Origin of the sequence: Microbacterium paraoxydans, assembly GCF_018224615.1 — a bacterium.
In the GTDB taxonomy this organism is placed as follows: domain Bacteria; phylum Actinomycetota; class Actinomycetes; order Actinomycetales; family Microbacteriaceae; genus Microbacterium; species Microbacterium paraoxydans_B.
In genome coordinates this window covers 252,715-268,127 of record NZ_JAGTUK010000003.1, presented here as the reverse complement: position 1 = coordinate 268,127, position 15,413 = coordinate 252,715, and the positions used below count along the sequence as shown (strand labels likewise).

General features: G+C 70.0%; 17 protein-coding genes and 1 tRNA gene. 8 read left to right on the top strand and 10 right to left on the bottom strand.

Annotated features, from left to right (window positions below; all coding sequences use genetic code 11):
• Positions 1-780 (top strand): 6-phosphogluconolactonase, encoded by a 780-nt coding sequence (pgl, locus tag KE274_RS11450; RefSeq protein ID WP_211543872.1) that lies wholly within the window; start codon positions 1-3, stop codon positions 778-780.
• Between the two features lie 30 nt (positions 781-810).
• Here pgl and KE274_RS11445 read toward each other — a convergent pair whose 3' ends face one another.
• On the bottom strand, positions 811-1,911 hold the full coding sequence (locus KE274_RS11445; RefSeq protein ID WP_249186379.1) for a DMT family transporter: 1,101 nt from the start codon (positions 1,909-1,911) through the stop codon (positions 811-813).
• 61 nt (positions 1,912-1,972) lie between these two features.
• Between KE274_RS11445 and def the strand changes: the two genes are divergently transcribed.
• Together def and KE274_RS11435 are read left to right on the top strand one after the other, a co-directional pair.
• The gene (def, locus tag KE274_RS11440; protein ID WP_211543870.1) at positions 1,973-2,539 is read left to right on the top strand and encodes a peptide deformylase; all 567 of its coding nucleotides are present in this window, start codon (positions 1,973-1,975) and stop codon (positions 2,537-2,539) included.
• A gap of 117 nt (positions 2,540-2,656) precedes the next feature.
• Positions 2,657-3,172 (top strand): septum formation family protein, encoded by a 516-nt coding sequence (locus KE274_RS11435; RefSeq protein WP_211543868.1) that lies wholly within the window; start codon positions 2,657-2,659, stop codon positions 3,170-3,172.
• Between the two features lie 123 nt (positions 3,173-3,295).
• Here KE274_RS11435 and KE274_RS11430 read toward each other — a convergent pair.
• The 5 genes from KE274_RS11430 to dusB all read right to left on the bottom strand — a co-directional run bounded on the left by KE274_RS11430 (position 3,296) and on the right by dusB (position 8,665).
• Positions 3,296-3,371, bottom strand: a tRNA-Asn gene (locus KE274_RS11430).
• A gap of 97 nt (positions 3,372-3,468) precedes the next feature.
• Positions 3,469-4,242, bottom strand: coding sequence for an ATP-binding cassette domain-containing protein (locus KE274_RS11425; protein ID WP_211543865.1), 774 nt, complete (start codon positions 4,240-4,242; stop codon positions 3,469-3,471).
• 37 nt (positions 4,243-4,279) lie between these two features.
• The gene (gene dnaG, locus KE274_RS11420) at positions 4,280-6,136 is read right to left on the bottom strand and encodes a DNA primase (RefSeq protein WP_211543863.1); all 1,857 of its coding nucleotides are present in this window, start codon (positions 6,134-6,136) and stop codon (positions 4,280-4,282) included.
• Positions 6,136-7,521, bottom strand: a complete 1,386-nt coding sequence (locus tag KE274_RS11415; RefSeq protein ID WP_211543861.1) for a deoxyguanosinetriphosphate triphosphohydrolase — start codon at positions 7,519-7,521, stop codon at positions 6,136-6,138. Before KE274_RS11415 ends, dnaG begins: the two co-directional genes overlap by 1 nt.
• A complete protein-coding gene (gene dusB, locus KE274_RS11410) occupies positions 7,511-8,665 on the bottom strand; it encodes a tRNA dihydrouridine synthase DusB (protein ID WP_211543859.1) in 1,155 nt (384 codons plus the stop codon). Before dusB ends, KE274_RS11415 begins: the two co-directional genes overlap by 11 nt.
• Positions 8,666-8,724: 59 nt before the next feature.
• Here dusB and KE274_RS11405 point away from each other — a divergent pair, with 59 nt between their 5' ends.
• Entirely contained in the window at positions 8,725-9,219 is a 495-nt protein-coding gene (locus KE274_RS11405) for a glutathione peroxidase (RefSeq protein WP_211543857.1), read from the top strand.
• A 153-nt stretch (positions 9,220-9,372) separates the two neighbouring features.
• The gene (locus tag KE274_RS11400) at positions 9,373-10,569 is read left to right on the top strand and encodes a metallophosphoesterase family protein (RefSeq protein WP_211543856.1); all 1,197 of its coding nucleotides are present in this window, start codon (positions 9,373-9,375) and stop codon (positions 10,567-10,569) included.
• A gap of 67 nt (positions 10,570-10,636) precedes the next feature.
• On the opposite strand, the gene KE274_RS11395 is transcribed toward KE274_RS11400, so the two are convergent.
• Positions 10,637-11,311: a DsbA family oxidoreductase gene (locus KE274_RS11395; protein ID WP_211543854.1), complete on the bottom strand. Its 675-nt coding sequence runs from the start codon at positions 11,309-11,311 to the stop codon at positions 10,637-10,639.
• A 56-nt stretch (positions 11,312-11,367) separates the two neighbouring features.
• Between KE274_RS11395 and KE274_RS11390 the strand changes: the two genes are divergently transcribed.
• Positions 11,368-11,979 (top strand): AAA family ATPase, encoded by a 612-nt coding sequence (locus KE274_RS11390; RefSeq protein WP_211543852.1) that lies wholly within the window; start codon positions 11,368-11,370, stop codon positions 11,977-11,979.
• Here KE274_RS11390 and KE274_RS11385 read toward each other — a convergent pair.
• Both KE274_RS11385 and recO read right to left on the bottom strand, forming a co-directional pair.
• Complete coding sequence (locus tag KE274_RS11385) at positions 11,919-12,722, bottom strand: isoprenyl transferase (RefSeq protein WP_211543850.1); 804 nt, start codon at positions 12,720-12,722, stop codon at positions 11,919-11,921. The genes KE274_RS11390 and KE274_RS11385 overlap by 61 nt on opposite strands.
• Positions 12,719-13,462, bottom strand: a complete 744-nt coding sequence (gene recO, locus KE274_RS11380; protein WP_211543848.1) for a DNA repair protein RecO — start codon at positions 13,460-13,462, stop codon at positions 12,719-12,721. Before recO ends, KE274_RS11385 begins: the two co-directional genes overlap by 4 nt.
• Positions 13,463-13,496: 34 nt before the next feature.
• Between recO and KE274_RS11375 the strand changes: the two genes are divergently transcribed.
• Entirely contained in the window at positions 13,497-14,189 is a 693-nt protein-coding gene (locus KE274_RS11375; RefSeq protein ID WP_211543846.1) for a trimeric intracellular cation channel family protein, read from the top strand.
• Here the strand turns inward: KE274_RS11375 and KE274_RS11370 are convergent, their stop codons facing one another.
• The gene (locus KE274_RS11370) at positions 14,190-14,921 is read right to left on the bottom strand and encodes a TetR/AcrR family transcriptional regulator (RefSeq protein WP_211543844.1); all 732 of its coding nucleotides are present in this window, start codon (positions 14,919-14,921) and stop codon (positions 14,190-14,192) included.
• Positions 14,922-14,987: 66 nt separating this feature from the next.
• On the opposite strand from KE274_RS11370, the gene KE274_RS11365 reads away from it, so the two are divergent.
• Positions 14,988-15,365, top strand: coding sequence for a VOC family protein (locus KE274_RS11365; RefSeq protein WP_211543842.1), 378 nt, complete (start codon positions 14,988-14,990; stop codon positions 15,363-15,365).
• Positions 15,366-15,413 lie beyond the last annotated feature (48 nt).

Sequence of the window (15,413 nt, the reverse complement as noted above, 5' to 3'; positions counted from 1 at the left end):
ATGTCGGAGTCGTCCGCAGAGAAGCGGGTCGTGATCGAGTCCACCCCGACAGCGCTCGCGCTCCGGGTCGCCGATCGTTTCCTCACCCGCGTCAAGGCGCGCACCAGGAACGGTCGCGTCGCCCACATCGCCCTGACGGGTGGCTCGATGGGCGGTGCCGTGCTGCGAGCGGTCGCCGACAACCCGCGGACGACCGACATCGATTGGTCGCTCGTGCACTTCTGGTGGGGCGACGAGCGCTTCGTCCCTCGTGACGACAGCGACCGCAACGCGCTGCAGTCACGCCAGGCGCTGCTGGATCACCTTCCCGTTCCGGACGAGAACGTGCATGAGGTGGCGGCGTCTGACAGCGGTCTGAGCCTCGACGAGGCCGCGGCCGCCTACGCGGCGGAGCTCGCCCGGTTCGGCACCGACGAGCATCCCTGGCCGTCCTTCGCGGTGTGCTTCCTTGGCGTGGGTCCCGACGGCCACATCGCATCGCTGTTCCCGGATCGCGAAGAGGTCACGGTCACGGATGCGGCGGCGCTGCCGGTGCGCGACTCCCCCAAGCCCCCGCCCGAGCGCGTCACCCTCACGCGTCCCGTGCTGAACTCCTCCAAGCGCGTCTGGCTCGTCCTGACCGGTGCGGACAAGGCGTCCGCGTTGGGGCTCGCCCTGGCCGGGGCGAGTTACACGAGCGTTCCCGCCGCAGGTGCGAAGGGACGCAAGCGCACGGTCTACTTCGTCGACGAGGCCGCGGCGTCCGAGGTCTCACCCGACCTCATCGACCAGACGTACTGAGGGAGGCGCGACGCCTCCGCGGGGGCCGGTCTACGCGTCGTCGTGGCGTCTCGCCGCGTCCGTCGGGTCCTCGCGGCGCCCCGGGTGTTCCGAGGGAGCCTGCGCCTCGGACGCGGTCTGGGCCGATGTCGCGGGCGGTGCGGAGTCTGGCGCGGATGCGGAGTCCGCCGCCGGCGTGCTGCCGCGCGTGATGCCGAGCTCCTGACTCTCGCTGAGGACCTGCGGGTGGTAGCGCGCGAGGCCGACCACGCCCCATACGGCGATGCCTCCGGCGATGGCGAAGATGATGAGCACCCACCACGGAGCGGCAGCAGCCTCACCCAGCACGACCATGCCGATGAGGACGGCCACGAGAGGATCGACGACCGTGAGGCCGGCGATCACGAGGTCGGGCGGCCCGGAGCTGTACGCGGTCTGCACGAAGTAGGCGCCCACCGCTGCCGCGGAGACGAGTGCGAGAACGCAGACCGCGGTGATCCACTCGAACTGGCCCGCCTCGATGCGCTTGATGACGACTTTCGCGAGGGTCGCCACGAATCCGTAGAGGATCCCGGCGCCGATCACGTAGAAGAGCGCCCGCATGCGGTGACGCAGGATCAGCCAGCACGCGCCGAGCACGATGATCACCACGAGCAGCAGCGCCAGGATGACGAACAGCTCACGGTCGGTGACGTCCTGCTCTGTCGCGAAGATCGCCGCGAAGAACACGAAGAGGAAGATGCCGCCGACGCACGCCACGATCGCGGTGAGCGACTGCCGCGTCGGGGAATGACCGGAGATGCGCGCGTTCAGCAGGGTCGTGATGACCAGGGCGATCGCACCGAGCGGCTGGACGACGATCAGCGGGGCCTGGACGAGTGCGGCCAGCTGGCACACGATCGCGAGGCCCAGCATCAGGGTGCCGATGATCCACGACGGTCGCGTGAGCAGACCCTTGATCTGGCCGAACGTGAGTCCGGAGGTACCCGTGGAGCCGCTCAGCCGCTCCACCTTCTCGACCCCGCGGTGCTGGTACTGCGCTCCGAGCGACATGAACACGGCGCCGGCGAGGGCGAGGGGAATGCCGAGCAGAATCCCCGGGTTCTGGAAGGCACCGACGAGCTGGTCGCCGACGTCTTCGGCCATCCCCATCCACACCCCTGCGCTCACACTACGACCCTACCCGGAGAGTCCCGCGGACTAGGGTTGTGACGTGGCTGTACTTCCGATTCGCATCATGGGCGACCCCGTCCTGCACTCCCCCGCCTCCCCCGTCGAGCAGATCACCGATGAGGTGCGTGCGCTCGTCGCCGACATGTTCGAGACGATGGACGCGGCACCCGGTGTCGGGCTGGCCGCTCCTCAGGTGGGGGTGCCGCTTCGCATCTACACGTACAACTACGTCGACGACGACGATCGCCCCTGGCGGGGCGTCCTCATCAATCCGACGCTGTGGATGACGCCGCTCGAGCCGGGCTCGCCCGATCCGGAGCTCGAGTCCGAGGGATGCCTGTCGTTCCCCGGTGAGCGGTTCCCGTTGCGTCGGTCGGACCGCGTGCGCGTCACAGCGATCGATCTCGACGGTGCGCCCGTGTCGCTCGAGGTCGACGGCTGGCGCGCCCGCATCATGCAGCACGAGTTCGATCACCTCGACGGCGTGCTGTACATCGATCGGCTCTCGGACTCGGATTGGAAGACCACGCAGAAGATCGCCCGCAAGCGCGGTTGGGGTCGTCCGGGAGTGAGCTGGCTACCCGGGGTGGACGACCTGGAGGGCTGACCGCGTTCAGCCCACGCATAGCATCTGTCGAGTTGCATCACAGACTTCGGACACTATAGCGTGATGGGCGGCGGGGATATTTCAGCATGCCCCGCACCACGCTTTGGAGGGGAATACATGATGAAGATGCGCACTCGTCGCGCACTCGTGCTCGCCGGATCGGTCGCCGCGGCCTCGCTCGCCCTGAGCGGCTGCAGCGCGATCAACAGCATCCTGGGCGGCGGCTCGGGCGACGCGACCCGTGACGAGAAGACCGGCCAGGTCACGGAGAGCGCCAACATCGACGTCTTCTCGGTGAAGCTCGGCGACTGCATGCTCGAGACCGGCTCCGGCATGCTCACCGACGCGAACGTCGTGCCGTGCACCGAGCCGCACGACGAAGAGGTCTTCCACGAGATCACGATGGACGACGGAGAGTACTCCGAGGACGCGATCAGTGCGGCGTCCGAGGGCTGCATCGGCGACGCGTTCACCTCGTTTGTCGGCGTGGCCTACGACCAGTCGGCGCTCGACGTGACCACGCTCACGCCGAGCCAGGACTCGTGGGAGCAGGCCAACGACCGCGTCATCCAGTGCCTGATCGTCGACCCGGCCGGACAGGTCGAGGGATCCCTCGCCGGCGCCGCGCGCTGACAGCAATCCGCGAACGCGACAGCGGCCGGGAGCAATCCGCTCCCGGCCGCTTCGTGTGTCCGCTCCGGACCGCAGAGGCCACGGAACGGAAAGAGCCCCCTCCGTGGAGGGGGCTCTTCTCGTTGGCTCCCCGGCTTGGACTCGAACCAAGAACCTGCCGGTTAACAGCCGGCTGCTCTGCCAATTGAGCTACCGAGGAATGTGCTCCGCTGTGCGGGCAACTCGACAAGCTTAGCAAACTCCGAGCGTCGTTCGTGACACGGAGCCCCCGTCTGCAGACGCCGGGCGTGTCGCACTCAGCCGCGGGAATCGGTCTCGGCGTTGGGCACCCAGAGCAGGTCCTTCCCCACCCCGCGCGCAACCACATGACCGCCGCGCAGCATGAGCGTCTCGGCGTTCAACTCCCGGATGAAGTCGGCGTCGTTCGTCACCAGCAACGCCGCCATCCCCTGCTCCGTGCGACGACGGGTGATCGCGTCGAACACCACGGGGCGCACCTCGAGATCGAGATTGGCGAGCACCTCGTCCGCGATGAGTACCCTCGGCTCGAGCACGAAGGAGCGGGCGATCGCGACACGCTGGCGCATACCGGCGCTGAGCTCGTAGGGGAACTTCGACGCCGTCCCCAGCGGCAGGTGCAGCTCGTCCAGGAGCGTGGCCACGCGAATCGACAGCGCCTTGGTGTTGACGCGACGCTCGCGGATGAGGATCGGCTCGGCGATGACCTCGTTGACCGTGAGGCGCGGAGGAAGATCAGCGCCCGCCCCCTGAGGCACGAAGCCGGTGCGGTACGTGAGGATGCGGTGCTTGCGGCCCGGGCGCCGGATGTCGATACCGCACACCTGGGCGCTTCCCCCCACCACGCGCACCGACGGATCGGTCGACCCGGCGAGAGCCGCGACCAGCGTGGACTTCCCCGACCCCGTAGGGCCGGCGACGCAGATGAGCCCGCCGGGCTCGAGCGTGAACGTGACGCCGTCCACGGCGCGGTTCGGTGTGCCGTGACCGATCCGGTCGATCACCAGATCGGAGCACTCGATCGCAGACGTGGACTCGGGCCTTCGGGACATGTCTTCCATCCTGCCCGCTGCACCGCGTGCCGCTCCGTTACGACTCGGCCGAGAACCGCTGACGCTCGACGTCGATGTCGCGCAACCGGACGCGCAGCGCCCGTCCGCCGTCGGAGTCCGCCGGGACGCGTTGCACCGCGCCGAGCAGCTCCTGCTTCTCCCGCTCCAGCTGACGCACCACCAGTCGCCGGGCAAGGTCCGTCGCCGAGGCGACCGCACCCGCCTCGTCCCTGGCAGGGAAGGGCGTCATCAGCAGCTCGCCGCCGAGCGACCGGTAGGGCTCACGCACCGCGTTGACCGCCTCGGTCACCCACCCCGGCCTGCTGCGGTCGGGAGCGGCCGCGACGGCCTCGCGCACCGCGTCGAGACCCGGAGTCCGGAACGGCTGCGACAGAGCCCGGTCGAGCAGCTCCGCATCGATCTGGTGGCCGTACTGCAGCGCGCCCATCAGAGCGTCGCGCTCCACCGCCACGTCGGCCGTGCGGGGCAGGCTCGCGAGCGTGACCGCCGCGACCGCGGGCGCGCCCGCACTCTGGTCGGGTGCTGCCGCCTCGCGTCGCGTCGCCGCCGCGGCACCCCGCGCCGCCCGCTCGACCTCCCCGTGCACCTCGGTCGGGTCCATGCCGAGGCGACGCGCCAGCACGCGCTCATACCCCGGGCGCAGCAGCCGATCCCGGATCTCCGCCACGATGGGCGCCGCGGCCCGCAGCGCCCCGACCCGTCCCTCCACCGTCGAGAGGTCGAAGCCCGCGAGCTTGCGGTCGATCGCGAACTCGAACATCGGCTGCTTCGCGTCCATCAAGCCGCGCACGGCCGCATCACCGCGCTGCAGGCGGAGGTCGCACGGGTCGAGGCCGTCCGGCGCCACCGCCACGAAGGTCTGCGCGTTGAAACGGTCGTCCTCCGTGAACGCCCGCAGCGCGGCCTTCTGCCCCGCCTCGTCGCCGTCGAACGTGAACACGACCTCACCGGACGCGTTGTCGTCGCCCATCACCCGGCGCAGCACCTTGATGTGCTCGGTGCCGAAGGCCGTGCCGCACGTGGCGATCGCGGTCGTGAGACCCGCGAGGTGGCACGCCATCACGTCGGTGTACCCCTCCACCACCACGACTCGCCGCGGGTCGCCACGGGCGATGTCGCGCTTGGCGAGATCGAGCCCGTACAGCACCTGCGCCTTCTTGTAGATGGGCGTCTCCGGGGTGTTCAGGTACTTCGGGCCCTGGTCGTCGTCGAAGAGCTTGCGTGCGCCGAAGCCGATCGTCTGGCCGGACACGTCACGGATCGGCCACACCAGGCGACCGCGGAACCGGTCGTAGACCCCGCGCTGCCCAGTGGACACGAGCCCCGCGGCGCTGAGCTCCTCCCGCGTGAAGCCCTGCGCCGACAGCGCCTTGAGCATTCCGTCCCAGCCGCGCGGCGCGAAACCGACACCGAAGTGCGCGGCAGCCCCGGCATCGAACCCCCGCTCCCCGAGGAACCGGCGGGCGGCCTCGGCGTCGGGCGTCAGCAACTGCGCACGGAAGAACTCCGCCGCCGCGGTGTTGGCGGCGTACAGGCGACTGCGACCGCTGGTCTCCGGGGCCGCTCCCCCGTCTTCGTAGTGCAGCGCGTAGCCGATGCGGCCCGCGAGCCGCTCGACCGCCTCCGTGAAGCTCACGTGGTCCATCGCGCGGAGGAACGAGTACACGTCCCCCGACTCCCCGCAGCCGAAGCAGTGGTAGTACCCGACCTGCTGCCGCACGTGGAAGCTGGGGCTCTTCTCGTCGTGGAACGGGCACAGGCCCTTGAGGGATCCGACCCCCGCCGACTTCAGCGCCACGCGCTCACCGACGATGTCGGCGATGTTCGTGCGGGCCTTCACCTCGTCGACGTCGGCCTGGCGGATCCGCGGCATCAGTGCGCCCCTTCGGCGACGGGACGCCGCGTGACCGGAGTGCGGGTGCCGGGCCGCGCATGACGCGGAGTCCAGATGCCGACCTCGGCCGGATCGATCTCCCCGACGAGGCGGTTGTGCCAGTCGACCGCGCTCTGGTCGGTCAGACTGGCGATCTGGTCCACCACGACCCTGGCGCGCTCCGCATCGTTCTCCGCCGCGACGAAGTCGGCCGCGAACGCCGGTTCGAGCACATCGGCGCCGGCCGACCACAGCGCGTCGGTCGACCACAGGGCGTCCGCGAGGCGCTTCAGCACCCGCCGCTGCTCCTTGTACACGCCCTTGCGCGCATCGATCGTGACGATCGCCTGACCCATGATGCCCTTGAGCACCGCGATCTCGACCTCGACCACGCGCGGCACGATCACGTGCGCGTTGTACCGCACCAGCGGCGCCGTGCCGTAGGCCTCGCGCGTCGCGGACACGGCCGCGCGGGCGAACCGCCCGATCAGGTCGCTCGTCAGGTTCTTCAAGCGCGCGAGATCCTGCCGCGAACGGTCGAACGACGCGAGCCACATCGGCTGCGACGCCAGGCGGTACAGGGCGTCGGCGAGCTCATCGCGTGTGAAGTCGTATCCCACCCACTGCTGGATGCGGCTGAGCAGCGCCTCGTGCGCTGCGGGGTCGGCGAGCTGCGCCACGTCGACGTAGCCGTTGACGATCGCATCCTCGAAGTCGTGCACCGAGTAGGCGATGTCGTCGGAGAGGTCCATGATCTCCGCCTCGACGCACCGGAGACGGCCGGGCGCACCCTCGCGCATCCACCGGAACACCGCTTCGTCCTCGGGATACACACCGAACTTCAACCGCCCGCCCGGGTCGGGGATGGGACTGTCGACCGTCCACGGGTACTTGCAGGTCGCGTCGAGGCTCGCCCTGGTCAGGTTCAGGCCGACGGAGTGCTCGTCCGCGTCGAGCACCTTGGCCTCCAGCCGCGTGAGGATCCGCAGCGACTGCGCGTTGCCCTCGAACCCGCCGATCGGCTCCGCCCACTCGTTCAGCGCCCGCTCGCCGTTGTGACCGAACGGCGGATGACCGAGGTCGTGGCTCAGGCACGCGGTGTCAACGACATCGGCGGAGACACCCAGCGCCGCCGCGAGCTCGCGGCCCACCTGCGCCACCTCGAGCGAGTGCGTCAGCCGGTTGCGGGCGAAGTCCGCCGTGCTGGCGGGGCTGAGCACCTGGGTCTTGGCGGCCAGCCGGCGCAGCGCGGCCGAGTGCAGCACCCTCGCCCTGTCGCGCGCGAAGTCGTCGCGCTCGGAGCGGTGCGTCTCGGCGAAGAAGCGCTCGGCGTCGCGCGGGTCGTAACCGTCGGCGCGACCGCCGACCGAGGGCTCAGCCACCACTGTTCTCGATCTCCGCTCCACGCATCATCTCCGAGGCGCTGGACGCCAGCTCGCGCGACTCCAGCCACTTCTCCGGCAGCGCCGGCTTCTTCGGGTGACCGGCCCGCCCGCGCTGCCCCTCCGCGTCGGCCCCGGGGTACGGAGCCGAACGGTCCAGGCGGCCCAGCAGCTCGTCGATCTCGTCCAGGCTCGACGCGGTCGCCAGGCCCGTGCGGATGTCGCCGCCCACCGGGTAGCCCTTGAAGTACCACGACACGTGCTTGCGGACGTCGCGGCAGCCGCGGTCCTCGTCCTCGAAGAACTCCACCAGCAGTTCGGCGTGGCGGCGGAACGCGTCGGACACGAAGCCGAGCGTCGCATCCACCGTCTTGCCCTCGCCGCCGAACGCGTTCGCCAGCTCGCCGAACAGCCAGGGCCGACCGAGGCAGCCGCGGCCCACCACGACCCCGTCGCAGTCGGTCTCGGCCATCATCCGGACCGCGTCGTCGGCCGACCAGATGTCACCGTTGCCGAGCACCGGGATGCTCGTGACGGCCTGCTTGAGCTCGCCGATCGCGTTCCAGTCGGCGTGACCGGAGTAGAACTCGCTCGCGGTGCGGGCGTGCAGCGCCACCGCCGCCGCCCCCGCATCCTCCGCCGCGCGACCGGCGTCGAGGAACGTGAGGTGATCGCGGTCGATGCCCTTGCGCATCTTGACCGTGAGGGGGATGTCGCCTGCGGCCTTCACGGCCTGATCCACGATGTCGGCGAACAGCTTCGACTTCCACGGCAGCGCCGCGCCACCGCCCTTGCGGGTGACCTTGGGCACCGGGCAGCCGAAGTTCAGGTCGATGTGGTCGGCGTGGTCTTCCGCGACGATGATGCGCACCGCCTCCGCGATCGTCTTCGGGTCGACGCCGTAGAGCTGGATGGATCGTGGGGTCTCGGACTCGTGGTGACGGATCAGCCGCATCGTGGTCTCGTTGCGCTCGACCAGGGCGCGCGACGTGATCATCTCGCTCACGTACAGGCCCGCGCCGTACTCCCGACACAGTCGCCGGAAGGCCGTGTTGGTGATGCCCGCCATGGGAGCGAGCACGACCGGCACGTCGAGGTCGATCGGGCCGATGCGGAGGGGGCGGGCGGGAGCGGTGGCGACAGTCATGGCACGTCCATTCTCCCAGACCCGGAGCCCCGGGGGATGCGGCGACTTAAGCTGTGCGTATGACCGATTCCACGCTCCGCTCGATCCCGTTCACCGACGCCCAGGGTCAGGAGAAGACCCTCGACGACCTTGGTGCCGATGTGGTGATGGTGGTGAACGTGGCATCGAAGTGCGGGCTCACCCCCCAGTACGAGCAGCTGGAGGAACTGCAGCGTCGTTTCGGCGACCGCGGCTTCACGGTCGTGGGCTTCCCGTGCAACCAGTTCTTCGGTCAGGAGCCCGGCTCGGTCGACGAGATCCTCGAGTTCTGCTCGACCACCTATGGCGTCACCTTCCCGGTCAACGACAAGGTCAAGGTCAACGGCCGGAACGCCGCCGAGCTGTACAAGGCGCTCAAGCAGACTCCCGACGCGGGCGGCAAGGCCGGACGCGTGGAGTGGAACTTCGAGAAGTTCCTGGTGCTGCCCGACGGCGAGGTGCTGCGCTTCCGTCCGAAGCAGAAGCCGGACGCGCCCGAGATCGTCGAGGCGATCGAGGCCGCCCTGACCCACTGACCACTCGCACCGTCGTTCACCTGCGCGCCACCGGGCGCCGCCTCGTCACGGCGCCCGAACGGCCGCGGAGTTCACGCGTTCGTCAGACCCACGCCATCTGGCGCCCCTAGTCTCCCCTGCGGCCCCACCCGCCGCAGATGAAGGAGACACCGCATGCCCGACCGACTGCCGATCAGCCGGCGAACCGTCCTCACCGCCGGAGCGCTCGGCGCCCTCGGCTCCGCCCTGCCGCTCGGCACCGCCGCCGCAGCCGCCGACACGACCGTGGCGGCCTCGACCGCGAAGGCCGCGCGCGGACTGCGCTTCCGCCCCGACGGGACCTTCAAGGTGGTGCAGTTCAACGACACGCAGGACGACGAGCAGACCGACCGCCGCACGGTCGAGCTGATCGAGAAGGTGCTCGACCAGGAGCAGCCGGACGTCGTGGTGATCAACGGCGACGTCATCACCGGCGGATGCGAGACTCGTCTCGCCGTGAAGCAGGCCATCAACAACGTCGTGTGGCCGATGGAGTCGCGCGGCATTCCGTGGGCGGTGACCTACGGCAACCACGACGAGGACTCGCTCCCCCAGTCGGGCGTCGACGAGGCGGGGATGCTGAAGATCTACCGCTCCTACGAGTACAACGTGAACGCGGAGAACACCCGGGGCGTGACCGGCACCAGCAACACGCTCCTGACGATCGGCTCCGCCGCGAAGAAGAACCGCGAGGCTTTCGCCCTGTGGCTGCTCGACTCCGGGCGCTACGCGCCGGATGCGCTCGCCGGCCAGGACTTCGCCGGCTACCCCACGTGGGACTGGGTGCGCATGGACCAGGTGGCCTGGTACCGCGACCAGTCGCAGCGGCTCGAACAGCGTCTCGGCCGCAAGGTGCCCGGCCTCATGTTCCTCCACATCGCCCTGTGGGAGCACCGCTTCATGTGGTGGGGCGGCGTGGACACGCGCACGGAGGCGGACGCCGCCCGCGGTCGCGCGCGCCACGGGATCGTCGGGGAGCGCAACGAGGACGAGTGCCCCGGTCCGTTCAACTCGGGCATGTTCAACGCCATCGTCGAGCGCGGCGACGTGAAGGGGGTGTTCGTCGGGCACGACCACGTCAACGACTACATGGGCAACTACTACGGCGTGCTGCTCGGCTACGCCCCGGGCACCGGCTTCGGCGCATACGGGCTGGACGGGGCGGAGCGCAACCGGCTGCGCGGCGGACGCGTGTTCGAGCTGACCGAGAGCGGCGACCAGGTGAGCATCGCGTCGCGGGTCGTCTACGCGAAGGACCTCGGCATCGATCTGACCGCGAACGACCAGCCCATGGAGCCACTGCCCCTGGCCCCGCGCCAGCAGCGGGTCTGACGGGACAGAGCGAACGGCGGGGACCCGCTCGGGATCCCCGCCGTTCTCTCGCTCTCGGCTCGGGCTGTCAGGCCTCGACGCCCTCGCCGCGCTTGGCCCACAGGTCGCGCAGCACGTTCTCGAACGCCGCCGGCGGCTGGGCGCCGCTGATGCCGTACTGCCCGTCCACCACGAAGAACGGAACGCCCTGGATGCCGTAGGCGCGCGCCTGCGCCTGATCCTGGCGCACGGCCGGAAGGTACTGCTCGCTCTCCAGCGCGGCGCGGGCCCGATCGGCGTCGAGCCCGACCTCGGCGGCCAGCTCCACGAGGTCGTCGATGCGACCGACGTGCTTGCCCTCGGTGAAGTACGCCGACATCAGCCGCTCCTCCATTTCGTGCTGGCGGCCCTCGGCCTTGGCGAAGTGCAGCAGCTCATGCGCCTTCACGGTGTTGGTGTGCTGCAGCAGGTCGAAGCGATACTCCAGGCCCGCATCGGCCGCGACGCCCGTGACGTGCGACAGCATCTGCTCGACCTGCTCGCGCGGCATGCCCTTGTGACCGGCGAGGAAGTCCACCTCGTCGCCGTGGAAGTCGACCGGCGTGTCGGGCGAGAGCTCGAACGAGTGGAACGTGACGGTGACCTGGGGGGCGTCCTCGTCGGCGGAGACCGCCTCCAGACCCTTCTCGAGGTTGCGCTTGCCGATGTAGCACCAGGGGCAGGCGATGTCGGACCAGATGTCGATGGAGATGGGTTCAGTCACATACTCATCCAACCGCATGCACTCCTGGGCTATTCCGTGCTCGATAGGATGCTCGGATGCTCTCCGCCGATGAACCGTTGCCGTTCCGGCCGCGACGCGTGCTCGTGGCGGGGGTCACCGGGTCGGGCAAGACCACGCTGGCGCGCCGACTCGGCGAGCTGTGGGAGCTGCGTCACGTGGAGATCGACGCCCTGTTCCACGGGCCGAACTGGACGCCGCGGCCCGCTTTCCTCGACGACGTGCGCGCGTTCGCGGCCGAGGACCGCTGGGTCACCGAGTGGCAGTACACCAGCAAGGGCACCGATGAGATCCTGACGCCGCGCGCAGAACTCGCGGTCTGGCTCGACTACCCGTACCGCGTGGTGCGAGGCCGCCTGGTCCGTCGCACCCTCAGCCGCAGCATCCTCCGCACCCGGATGTGGAACGGCAACGTCGAGAAGCCGATCTGGAACCTCGTGCGGAGCGATCCGGAGGCGAACATCCTGGCCTGGCAGACGAAGACGCTGCGAACCTGGTCCGAGCGCTTCCCCGCGGTGCAGGAGCGCTTCCCCCACCTCACGATCGTGCGGCTGACGCATCCGCGCGAGGCCGAGCGGTGGCTGCGCGCTCAGGCCGAGGCGTCGGGTGTGTCGACGGCCCCGCCGAAGCGGCGGTCGCGCGACAGGTAGATCCCGATCGCGCGCCACAGCTCCTCGCGGGAGAAGTCGGGCCACAGCGTGTCGAGGAACACCATCTCCGCGTAGGCCGACTCCCACAGCAGGAAGTTCGACGTGCGCTGCTCCCCCGAGCTGCGCAGGAACAGGTCGACATCGGGCATGTCGGGCACATAGAGGTGACGGCGGATGCTCTTCTCGGTGATCGCGTTGGGCTTCATCCGCCCGGCCGCCACCTCGCTCGCGATGCCGCGCATGGCGTCGACGAGCTCCACGCGGCCGCCGTAGTTCACGCACATGGTCAGGGTCAGCACGTCGTTGCCGCGCGTCAGCTGCTCGGCGTACTGCAGCTCCTTGATCACGCTGCCCCACAACCGCGGCTTGCGTCCGGCCCAGCGCACTCGCACACCCCATTCGTTGAGCTGGTCGCGGCGGCGGTGCAGCACATCGCGGTTGTAGCCCATGAGGAAGCGCACCTCCTCGGGCGAGCGGGCCCAGTTCTCGGTCGAGAAGGCATACACGGAGAGGTGCTTCACCCCGGCCTGGATCGCCCCGGCGACCACGTCGAGCAGCACCTCCTCCCCCGCCTTGTGCCCCTCGATGCGGTTGAGCCCCCGCCGGTTCGCCCAGCGGCCGTTGCCGTCCATGACGATCGCGACGTGCTCGGGCACCGCGGGGAACTGAGGCGGATACACCCCGGTCCAGTCGAGCGGCCGGTAGGCCACGGCGTCCTTGTGCGTGTAGGGCTTCGGGCTCACCGTGCTCCTTCTCCCGGGGTGGTCGTGACGTGCGCGAGAGAGCGGATTCCGCGCTCCAGGTGCCACTGGGCATAGGCCGCGACGAGTCCGGAGGCGGCCGCGGTGTCGGCGTGCGGGGCGGCGTCGATGACGTCCCAGTCGCCGCGGATGAGCGCGCGCAGCAGCGCCAGGGTCTTCTCGGCGATGCGCGGACTGCCCGCGGGAGCGTCGGCGTGGCACACGAGCCCGCCGAGCTGCGCCACGAACACGGTGTGCGGGCCGGGGGCGCCGCAGCGGGCGCAGTCGTCGAGCGACGGCGCCCACCCCGACAGCGACATCACCCGCAGCAGGTACGAGTCGAGGATGCTGCGCGGAACGTGCTCGCCGCGCGACAGCGCCCGCAGACCGCCCACGAGCAGCAGATACTGCTCGGGTGTCGCCTCGGCGTCGCTCAGGCGGTCGGCGGTCTCGACCATGGCGTTGGCCGCGGTGAACCGGTCGTAGTGCGCCGCGATGTCGGTGCCGTACGAGCCGAGCGACTCCGCCTGCTGCACGATGTCGAGCGAGCGCCCCTCGTACAGCTGCACGTCGGCGACCATGAACGGCTCGAGCCGCGAGCCGAACTTCGACGACGTGCGGCGCACCCCCTTCGCGACCGCGCGCACCTTGCCGTGGCGGCGCGACAGCATCGTGACGATGCGATCCGCCTCACCCAGTTTGTGGGTGCGCAGGATCACCGCTTCGTCTCGGTAGGTGGGCACCTACCGATTATCCTCCGTGCGGGACAATGGACGCGTGACCGAACCGCTCTTCACCATTCCGCTGTGGGCGGACCTTCTCGGCGTCGGGCTCGGCGGGGTGCAGGGGGCCATGTTCGCCGCCGGGTTCCAGGGGCAGCGGCGGCTCGACTGGCTCGGCGTCGCGATCATCGGGATCATGATCGGCATGGGCGGCGGTCTCATCCGCGACATCCTGCTCGGGCAGACCCCCGCAACGCTCCAGAACCAGTGGTACCTGGTGACCGCGGCCGGCGCCGCCCTGCTCGGCATGCTGCTGGCGGGGCTCTTCACCCGCCTGAACACCGCGATCGTCGTGCTCGACGCCGTGGTGATCGGGATGTTCGGCGCCTTCGGCACGAGCAAGGCGCTGGCGTTCGGCATCCCCGAGGTGCCCGCGGTGTTCATCGGGGTGTGCGCCGCGGTGGGCGGCAGCGTGCTGCGCGACATGCTGATGGGTCTGCCGACCGCGATCATGCACGTCGGCTCGCTCTACGCGGTCGCGGCCGCGGCGGGGTGCACGTTCATCGTGATCGCGAACGCGGTCGGCATGCCGATCACGCTGGCCGCGATCATCGGCATCGTGGTGACGGCGGTGATCCGGATCCTCGCGGTCACGTTCGACGTCTCCCTCCCGGAGCAGCGGCGGCTGTACCGGCGCAAGGTGGCCGCCGAGACCGGCGCAATCGCGATCGTCAAGCCGAAGGACTGATCACCGCGGCGCGACGCCGGGCTCGACGAGTCCGGCCAAGCCGTCGAGCACGCGGGCGAGCCCGAACTCCCAGGCCGCCTCGGGATCGGACGGACCACCCATGGCCTCACCCGCGGCCCGTCCCACCTCCTGCGCCAGCGGGAAGTCGTCGCCGAGGTAGCGCGCGAGCCGCGGAGCCGCGTCGGACCAGATCGGTGCGAACTCCTCCGCCTCGGCGGCCTCGCGCAGCCGCGCGGCCGCGGACCGGGCGAACTCCCGCACGAACGTCAGGGCCGCGTCGCGCTGCACGGGGTCGAGGCCGAGCCCGTCGAAGGCGCGGAGCTCGCGGTCGTACGCCGCGATCGTGCCGGGCCCGAGGGCGGTGCGCGGGTCGTGCACATCGAGCAGCCAGGGGTGCGCGCGATACAGGGCGAGGTTGTCCGCGGCGAGGAGGCGGACTCGCGCCCGCCAGTCAGCGGTTTCACCCGGCGATGCGGGCTGCCCGTGGACCGCATCGGCCATCAACACGAGCAGATCGGCCCGGCTGTTGACGTGCGTGTAGATCGACATCGGTGTGAGGCCCAGTGCCTGGGCCAGCGCCCGGATGGTGACGGCGGCGAGACCGTCGGCGTCGGCCAGTTCGATCGCGCGCGCCACGACGTCGTCGGTCGAGTGGCGGGCCCGCGGTCCGCGGCGCGACGAGGTGGCGGCGGCACTGTCGCGCCACAGCAGATCGACCAGATTCTTCGCCATCGGGAATAGCCTAGCCGTCGGCCCGCTTAACACTGTACGTTGTACGTTGTTTAGGACAGGAGACCCATGAACATCACCCAGACCGCCCTCTCGCTCAACGTCCCCGACGTCGCCGCCTCCGCCCACTTCGCCACGACGCACTTCGGGTTCACCGAGGCGATGTCCGCCGAGGGCTTCGTCTCGCTCGAGCACCCCGGAACCCCGCCCAACCTGATCTTCCTGCAGACGGGACTGCCGACGTTCCGCCCGCACGAGATCGCCGGATCGGCCGGTCAAGGCACCCTGCTCGTGTTCGTCGTGGACGACATCGACACCGACTTCGCCCGCATCGCGGAGGCCGGTGCACGCGTCGTCACCCCGCCGGAGACGGAACCCTGGGGTGAGCGCTACTGCCAGTTCGCCGACCCCAACGGCCTCATCTGGCAACTGGTGCAGTGGGTGTGATCACCCGCTGAACACACGGAAGCGGCCGGGCCCCGAGGACCCGGCCGC